Origin of the sequence: Nostoc sp. S13, assembly GCF_029379315.1 — a bacterium.
GTDB lineage: Bacteria > Cyanobacteriota > Cyanobacteriia > Cyanobacteriales > Nostocaceae > Nostoc.
This window is the reverse complement of sequence record NZ_JAQYWQ010000015.1, coordinates 75,277-83,115: the sequence shown is the minus strand read 5'-3', so window position 1 is coordinate 83,115 and position 7,839 is coordinate 75,277. Positions and strand designations below refer to the sequence as shown.

The window sequence follows — 7,839 nt, the reverse complement described above, 5'->3', positions numbered from 1 at the left end:
TCGCGGGTCTGAATCCCCGACTGATAGCGTCACGCTTTCTCGTGTCCGCGTTCGCGCAGCGTCTCGCAGAGAGCGTCTTAATTCTGACGAATGTATTCTGACGAATGTATTCTTCTTCAATTGAATCACCTCTGTCGTCGGGGCACAGCAATGCTCATTGGTGTCAACTTAAGGTGAAAGCTCGTCTAGAGAAAGCTTTTAGAGATTGTCTCGTTCCCAGTCTCAGACTAGGAACGAGAAGAATTGCAAATGCACCTTTGCGGAAAATTAAAATCTTTCCACACCTTCAAATTGCTTGAGTGCCGATGCATTTGCAGCTTCTCCACAAGTTCGTGGTGTGGGGAATATCTTTTCAGGATTTGCTAACCCTTTAGGATTAAAAACTTGCCGTACCCATTGCATAGTTTCTAAATCAACTTGGCTAAACATCTGTGGCATATAGCACTTTTTTTCTGCACCGATACCATGTTCGCCAGAAATACTACCACCGACTTCGACACAAAGTTTGAGAATTTTTCCACCCATTTCTTCTACTTGCTCTAATGCTCCAGACACAGAATTATCATAAAGAATTAGCGGATGAAGATTGCCATCGCCAGCATGAAATACATTAGCAACACGATAACCATATTGTTTACTTAATGTCTCAATCTCATGCAGAACATAAGGCAACTGAGTACGAGGAATTACACCATCTTGTACATAATAATCTGGGCTTAAATGTCCAGCAGCAGCAAAAGCCGCCTTGCGTCCTTTCCATAATTTCAATCGGGTTTCTGGGTCAGTAGCAGAAGTGACATTACGCGCACCATTTCTTTGACAAATTTCGGTAACTCGCTGCTTATTCCCTGCAACTTCCACTTCTAAACCGTCAATTTCTATTAGTAAAATAGCAGTAGCATCGCGGGGATAACAATTAGTTGCAACAACATCTTCAACAGCATTGATGCTGAAGTTATCCATCATTTCCATACCCCCAGGAATAATTCCGGCGCTGATAATATCAGAAACAGTTGCTCCAGCAGCTTCAATACTAGTAAAATCAGCCAACAGCACACAAATTGATTCTGGACTTTTGAGAATTCGTAAAGTAATTTCTGTGGCAATTCCTAATGTGCCTTCAGAACCAACAAAAACACCTGTTAAATCATAACCAGGCATTTCTGGAATTTGTCCGCCTAAATCGATAATTTCCCCTTCTGGCGTGACAATTTTTAATCCCAAAACGTGGTTAGTGGTGACGCCATATTTGAGACAATGTACGCCACCAGAATTTTCGGCAATGTTGCCTCCAATAGAGCAGATAATTTGACTGGAGGGGTCAGGAGCGTAGTAAAAACCAGCACCACTGACGGCTTGTGTTACCCAACTATTAATCACCCCTGGTTGAACAATTGCCCGTTGATTTTCCAAATCAATGCTGAGGATTTGCCGCATTAAGGAAGTGACAATCAAAACAGAGTCTATCACTGGCAAAGCCCCACCAGATAAACCTGTACCAGAACCCCGTGCTATGAAGGGTATAGAATATTGATTGCATATCTTCACCACTTGGGCAACTTGTTCTGTAGTTCTGGGTAAAACCACCACAGCCGGACGTTGGCGATAGCCAGTTAAACCATCGCATTCATAGGTAATAAGTTCTTCGCGGCGTTGCACCACACCATTTTTACCAAGGACAGCCTCGAATGCTTTAATAATGGGTTTCCAGTTGAGTTGTTTTTTATCTTGGATAAGCATAGTTTTTTAAAGTTCAAGGTAGATGTATAGCGTATTGCAGGCTTTTTTGGAACGCATTAATTACTATTGTTGCAAAAATAGCAGTCAAGAGTGAGTAAAAAGCCGCTCCGTTTCTACGCATTTGCTGTAGAGTAAGTGCGATCGCATAATTTGAATAAAGCAGTTATGATGAGCAAAGTTTAATGCCTTCTGGGTATCGCACTTTTCATAAACAGGTTGAGTTAAATGCTAAGGAAACTTAGCATCCTATTAATTGCTAGTTTATGTTCTTCGGACAAACTTTGCTAAATCTCTCAGCCCAACCCAGCTTATGCTGTACTGATTCAGCAGTAAGAAGTGTAAAATTGAGTGTTTCTGGGAAATTAAGGGGAACCGAAGTACAATTTAGCCTTTCACTCACGATAATATAGTAAATATATTTACTAAAAAACATATTTTTGCGAACCTATATGGTTTTTACGTAGTTTTACTGCAAATGTTCAGAAGTTAAGTATCAGTAATATTATATACTTCTTAAGTATTTTAGGCAATCAATTTAATCCTATGAGGCGATTGCTAAGATTATTACGAACTTTATTTATCTTCAACACCCACTATGAAGCTGAATTATGACAGGAAGCTGAAGTATTCACTAGGCATATTGGTAACGGTAGTAATTTTGTTATCAAATTCACCTGCTTTAACACAACCGACAGCAATTAGTGCTAATGAGGTAGAAGTAAATAATTTACAAAAGTACTATTTTGGTCTTCTTAGAACATCTGCACCTATCAGCTATTATGACGATCAATCTGCAAATTGGAAAGGTTACTGTTATGCCTTAATAGAAACTTTAAGGGAAAGAAAATTTCCGAATATAGAGATAGTAGAGATGGTAAGAGACAACCGTTTTAAAGGGGAAGGAAGTAATAATATAAAACTTGATGCTGAGTGTGGCCCTAACACCATAACCCCAGAACGGAAACGACTAATCCGTTTAAAGGATCTAAAGGGTTACTTTTCTGAAACTTTTGGTTGGACAGGTGCAACAGCTTTGCTCTTGAAGGAAAATATGCAAAAGCTTTCTCCTGGAAATGAATTTAAAACACTAAAATTTGGTTTAATATATGGAACAAGTACTATAGACATAGTAAAAAATGCTTACCCTTCATTGGAAGATAGAAAAATTGTCACTTTAAAAGATGCTAATGATGCAATAAATAAGCTAAGAACAGGTGAAGTAGATGTATATTTTAATGATGAAATGCTTTTGATGCGTATTTTGAAAAAATTAAATAGACTTATCCACAAATAAACCTCAAAATAGCTGAAACCCTTACATAGCTGGCTTTTTAGCTTATATAAAACAGGAACCTCTAAAACCCTCTCCAGAGCTAGGTTTCAGCCAAATAAAGTTCTCATTTCCGGATAAGTCTAATGAAGAAGCAGGAGAAGAAAAATATTCTATTAAACCTGGGCTAATAAGTAATGAAGAATATGGGGTCGTCGTCTATCATACAGATGAAGCTAAAAATAAGCAGCTGCTGGAAGCTATAAATTATTTGCTAAGACAAGCTGGAACTGAAACTTTTGGGATCAGCACAAAGCTTAAAATATTAAATAATGCATTTTTTCTAAATTTTAAAAATGACAGTGATAAAGTTTCTCCTGTGCCTAGCCCAAGCACCGTTACTCCTACACCCAGCCCAAACCCTCTGCCCAGTCCAGACTCCTGGATAAAAAATGTTTTTATCTGGGTTACACTAATTCCTATTATAGGTGTATTATATTTATTTATTAAAAGATATCAAAACAATAATAAACTAGAAAGACAAAACCATCATTCTCCAATTCATTTTACTATCCATAATGATAATAATCAGTCAAAGACTAGAAAAGATATGAACAATAATAATTTTGACCAGAAAAATTCAAACATAACTGTTGGTAATCAAGGTACAAATACAAATACAAATACTCAACAATTTGTTCAATATACATCTGAACAAAAGCAATATTTATCTCAATTTGCAAAAGATATACAGCGAATTTTAGAAAAACTTGAGAGAAATCAACCTAATGCTACTCAAGCCGAAAAACAAAACATAATCTCTTACGAAATTCCTCCAGAGCAAAGAAGCAGGATTGTGAGAGCTTTAAAAGCAGGAGGGGAGAAGGCACTGGAAGAGTTGCTTGATAATCCTTACCTTAACATTGCAATAGCCGTTGTTAAAGAATGGCAGAAGGAAGAGTAGGATTACATTTTCAAATACTGTATAAAGTCATGGTTGAGCAACTTTTAATCAATGATGATGATTACTATGTGCCAGATGCTAACCAGTTAATCACTGAAAACGACACTTTAGATAATTTTGCTACTTCCAAACAGAAACGCCTTTTAATTGGCTCTCTTTACAGTTCTTTACAAAGCCAGACTTTTTTAGCAGCAGCGAATGTCGGAATTTACCATACAGACGGTCAACCTGCAATTGTACCCGACGTTTTTCTCAGTTTGGATGTTCAAGTGCCTGAAAATTGGTGGGAAAAACAAAATCGTTGTTATATGGTTTGGCGTTATGGCAAACCTCCAGAAGTCGTCCTCGAAATTGTCTCTAATAAAGAAGGTGATGAACTTGGCAAAAAGCAGCAAATTTATGAACATATGCGGGCTAGTTACTACATTGTATATGACCCAAATCAGCAACTAGGAGAAAAAGTCCTACGCGTTTATGAACTCAGAGGAAGACGCTACTTTGAAACGTCAGAAAATTGGTTAGAACAAGTTGGTTTAGGCGTAACTTTGTGGGAAGGCAAATTTGAAGATAGACAGGATACTTGGTTACGCTGGTGCTACCAAGATGGTACTGTTTTGCTGACTGGGGATGAACGCGCCGAACAGGAACGACAACGTGCTGAACAGGAACGACAACGTGCTGAACAAGCAGAACAACGCACCCAATTGCTAGCAGAAAGGCTGCGTTCTATGGGCGTACATCCCGACACTCTCTAAGACACTCGCTATAAAGACGCAAAGTTTTTTTGCGTCTTTCCATGAGCAAAAAAATTCTCACGAACTTGTGCAACTTATAAACTCATTTATACGCTGCCAAATCTTTTCTAATAAATCAGGATCATCCGCATCAAACCATTCAATTTGTGGATATGCTCGAAACCAAGTGCGTTGCCGCTTGGCAAATTGTCGGGTATGCAAAATTGTTAATTCTTTGGCTTCATTTAAGGAAATATCCCTAGCCAAATATTGTTTGATTTCTTGATAACCCAAAGTCTTCAACAAAGACAAATCAACGCCATATTTTTGACAAAGATACTCCACTTCCGCAACTAAACCCTCTGCTATCATTTGCTCAGTACGCTGTTGAATCCGAGTGTTCAACTTTTCAACATCGCAATCTAAACCAATTTGCAAAATCGGATAATTCGGCGGATTCTCCCCTTGCTGTTCTGAAATTGGATGACCGGTAATATAATATACTTCTAATGCTCTTAAAGTCCGCACTGAATCATTGCCATGAATTTTTTGTGCTGCAATGGGGTCAACTTGTTGTAACATTGCGTAAAGTTGTGGTTGACCCAGAGATTTAAGCTGCGATCGCAATTCCATTTGTGGTGCGACTCTAGGAATTTTCATTCCTTGGATAATGGAACGGATGTATAAACCAGTGCCACCAACTAGCAGCAGTGGTATAACACCAAGAGAAGCAATTAAGGCTTGTGTTTGTTCCTGGTAGTCTGCTACTGTCATCGTGTCTGTCGGCTCGCACATATCTATTAAATAGTGCGGCACTAATTTTTGTTCAGCCACAGTTGGTTTTGCCGTTCCAATATCAAACTCACGGTAAACTTGACGAGAATCAGCACTGAGAATTACAGAACCCAACCGCATCGCCAAAGCCAAAGCCAAACCCGACTTACCCGTTGCCGTCGCCCCACAAATCACAATTAATTTAGTCATAAGTCTCTAGTCATTAAGCTATTCTCCCCCTACCCTCTCCTCCTCTGCCTCTCTGCGCCTCTGATACGGGACTGCAACCCCAGTATAAACTTCTCTTGAAAATGCCCTACAGACGCCAGCAAGGCTTTTGTGTTACAATTTTGGAGTGTTTTTACTTTTATTTGCCTTTTAGCGACTTAAACACCACGTATCAGGAGAGTTTACATGACGAGCAGTTACAGTGCCGATCAGATTCAAGTTCTGGAAGGTCTGGAAGCCGTCCGCAAACGACCAGGAATGTACATCGGTACTACTGGACCGCGAGGACTCCACCATTTAGTTTACGAGGTGGTGGACAATTCAATTGATGAGGCTTTGGCGGGTTATTGCACTCATATAGAGGTGGATATCAACGCTGATGGTTCGGTGACTGTAACAGATGATGGTCGCGGTATTCCCATCGATACTCACTCGCGCACCGGGAAATCGGCTTTGGAAACCGTGATGACGGTATTGCACGCCGGTGGTAAGTTTGGCGGCGGTGGTTACAAAGTTTCTGGAGGATTGCACGGGGTTGGTATTTCTGTTGTTAATGCCCTGTCTGATATGGTGGAAGTTACAGTTTGGCGAGATAAAAAAGTTCATATTCAGCGTTATGAACGGGGTATCCCAGTTACTGAACTGCAAGTCAAGCCTTATAAAGAAGATAGATCCGGAACTTCTGTTACTTTTAAACCAGATACCCGAATATTCACTGTTAGCATTGAGTTTGATTACATCACTTTATCAGGTCGCTTACGGGAATTGGCGTATCTGAATGCTGGTGTCAAAATTACGTTTACTGACCACCGTCTGGAATTACTGAAAAGCGATACACCCAAGGTAGAATCCTACGATTACAAGGGTGGCATTAAAGAATATATCGCCTACATGAACCGTGAGAAGCAGCCCCTGCATGAAGAAATTATCTATGTGCAGGGGGAACGGAACAACGTACAAGTGGAAGTTTCCTTGCAGTGGTGTACTGATGCTTACACAGATAATGTGCTGGGTTTTGCCAACAATATTCGCACAGTAGATGGTGGTACGCACTTAGAAGGGTTGAAAGCGGTTCTGACTCGGACATTAAATACGATCGCCCGCAAGCGCAATAAAATTAAAGAGAATGAACCTAACCTCAGTGGTGAACACGTCCGCGAGGGTCTGACAGCCGTAATTTCCGTAAAAGTCCCCGATCCAGAATTTGAAGGACAAACCAAAACCAAACTTGGCAACACCGAAGTTCGGGGAATTGTCGATTCTTTGGTGGGAGAAGTCCTCACCGAATACCTAGAATTTCATCCTGCCATAGCGGACTCAATTTTAGATAAAGCTATCCAAGCTTTCAAAGCCGCAGAAGCAGCCCGTCACGCGCGGGAATTAGTTCGGCGCAAATCGGTGCTGGAATCTTCGCCATTACCTGGGAAATTGGCAGATTGTAGTTCTCGTGACCCCAGCGAATCAGAAATTTTCATCGTGGAAGGCGACTCAGCCGGTGGGAGTGCAAAACAAGGACGCGATCGCCGCACTCAAGCGATCTTGCCTCTACGTGGTAAAATTCTCAACATTGAAAAAACCGACGATGCCAAAATCTATAAAAATAACGAAGTTCAATCGTTAATTACAGCACTTGGTTTAGGTGTTAAAGGTGATGAATTCGATTCTACCCAACTGCGCTATCACCGGATAGTCATCATGACGGACGCTGACGTAGATGGAGCGCATATTCGCACTTTGTTGTTAACATTCTTTTATCGATATCAGCGATCGCTCATCGAACAAGGCTTTATTTATATTGCTTGTCCGCCACTGTTTAAAGTAGAACGGGGACGTAATCATGAGTACTGCTATAGCGATCGCGAAAAAAATCAAGCAATCGCCAAATTTCCTGCTAACGCCAACTATACCATCCAACGCTTCAAAGGTTTGGGTGAAATGATGCCACAACAACTCTGGGACACCACAATGAACCCAGAAAGCCGTAAAATGAAGCAAGTCGAAATTGAGGATGCCGCCGAAGCCGATCGCATCTTCACAATTTTAATGGGCGATCGGGTCGCACCCAGACGAGAATTCATCGAAACCTATGGTTCTAAACTCAACTTTACCGATCTCGATATCTAAGATCA

The 7,839-nt window shown here is 40.5% G+C and carries 6 protein-coding genes; 4 read left to right on the top strand and 2 right to left on the bottom strand.

What is annotated here, in order from left to right:
* Positions 1-267 precede the first annotated feature (267 nt).
* A complete protein-coding gene (glcD, locus tag PUQ00_RS07905; RefSeq protein WP_300414882.1) occupies positions 268-1,740 on the bottom strand; it encodes a glycolate oxidase subunit GlcD in 1,473 nt (490 codons plus the stop codon).
* A gap of 640 nt (positions 1,741-2,380) precedes the next feature.
* Between glcD and PUQ00_RS07900 the strand changes: the two genes are divergently transcribed.
* The 3 genes from PUQ00_RS07900 to PUQ00_RS07890 all read left to right on the top strand — a co-directional run bounded on the left by PUQ00_RS07900 (position 2,381) and on the right by PUQ00_RS07890 (position 4,729).
* Positions 2,381-3,034 (top strand): transporter substrate-binding domain-containing protein, encoded by a 654-nt coding sequence (locus PUQ00_RS07900; RefSeq protein ID WP_300414880.1) that lies wholly within the window; start codon positions 2,381-2,383, stop codon positions 3,032-3,034.
* A 247-nt stretch (positions 3,035-3,281) separates the two neighbouring features.
* Positions 3,282-3,974, top strand: a complete 693-nt coding sequence (locus tag PUQ00_RS07895; RefSeq protein WP_300414878.1) for a hypothetical protein — start codon at positions 3,282-3,284, stop codon at positions 3,972-3,974.
* Positions 3,975-4,003: 29 nt separating this feature from the next.
* Positions 4,004-4,729 (top strand): Uma2 family endonuclease, encoded by a 726-nt coding sequence (locus PUQ00_RS07890; RefSeq protein WP_300414889.1) that lies wholly within the window; start codon positions 4,004-4,006, stop codon positions 4,727-4,729.
* A 57-nt stretch (positions 4,730-4,786) separates the two neighbouring features.
* Here the strand turns inward: PUQ00_RS07890 and miaA are convergent, their stop codons facing one another.
* Positions 4,787-5,692 carry a tRNA (adenosine(37)-N6)-dimethylallyltransferase MiaA gene (miaA, locus tag PUQ00_RS07885; protein WP_300414876.1) on the bottom strand — a complete coding sequence of 302 codons (906 nt, stop codon included), beginning with the start codon at positions 5,690-5,692 and terminating at the stop codon, positions 4,787-4,789.
* 204 nt (positions 5,693-5,896) lie between these two features.
* Between miaA and gyrB the strand changes: the two genes are divergently transcribed.
* On the top strand, positions 5,897-7,834 hold the full coding sequence (gyrB, locus tag PUQ00_RS07880) for a DNA topoisomerase (ATP-hydrolyzing) subunit B (protein WP_300414874.1): 1,938 nt from the start codon (positions 5,897-5,899) through the stop codon (positions 7,832-7,834).
* Positions 7,835-7,839 lie beyond the last annotated feature (5 nt).

What these genes read in the sequence shown, in the direction of transcription:
- gyrB (WP_300414874.1), top strand. Translation starts at nt 5,897, where the DNA reads ATGACGAGCAGTTACAGTGCCGATCAGATTCAAGTTCTGGAAGGTCTG.
- glcD (WP_300414882.1), bottom strand. Translation starts at nt 1,740, where the DNA reads ATGCTTATCCAAGATAAAAAACAACTCAACTGGAAACCCATTATTAAA.
- PUQ00_RS07890 (WP_300414889.1), top strand. Translation starts at nt 4,004, where the DNA reads ATGGTTGAGCAACTTTTAATCAATGATGATGATTACTATGTGCCAGAT.
- miaA (WP_300414876.1), bottom strand. Translation starts at nt 5,692, where the DNA reads ATGACTAAATTAATTGTGATTTGTGGGGCGACGGCAACGGGTAAGTCG.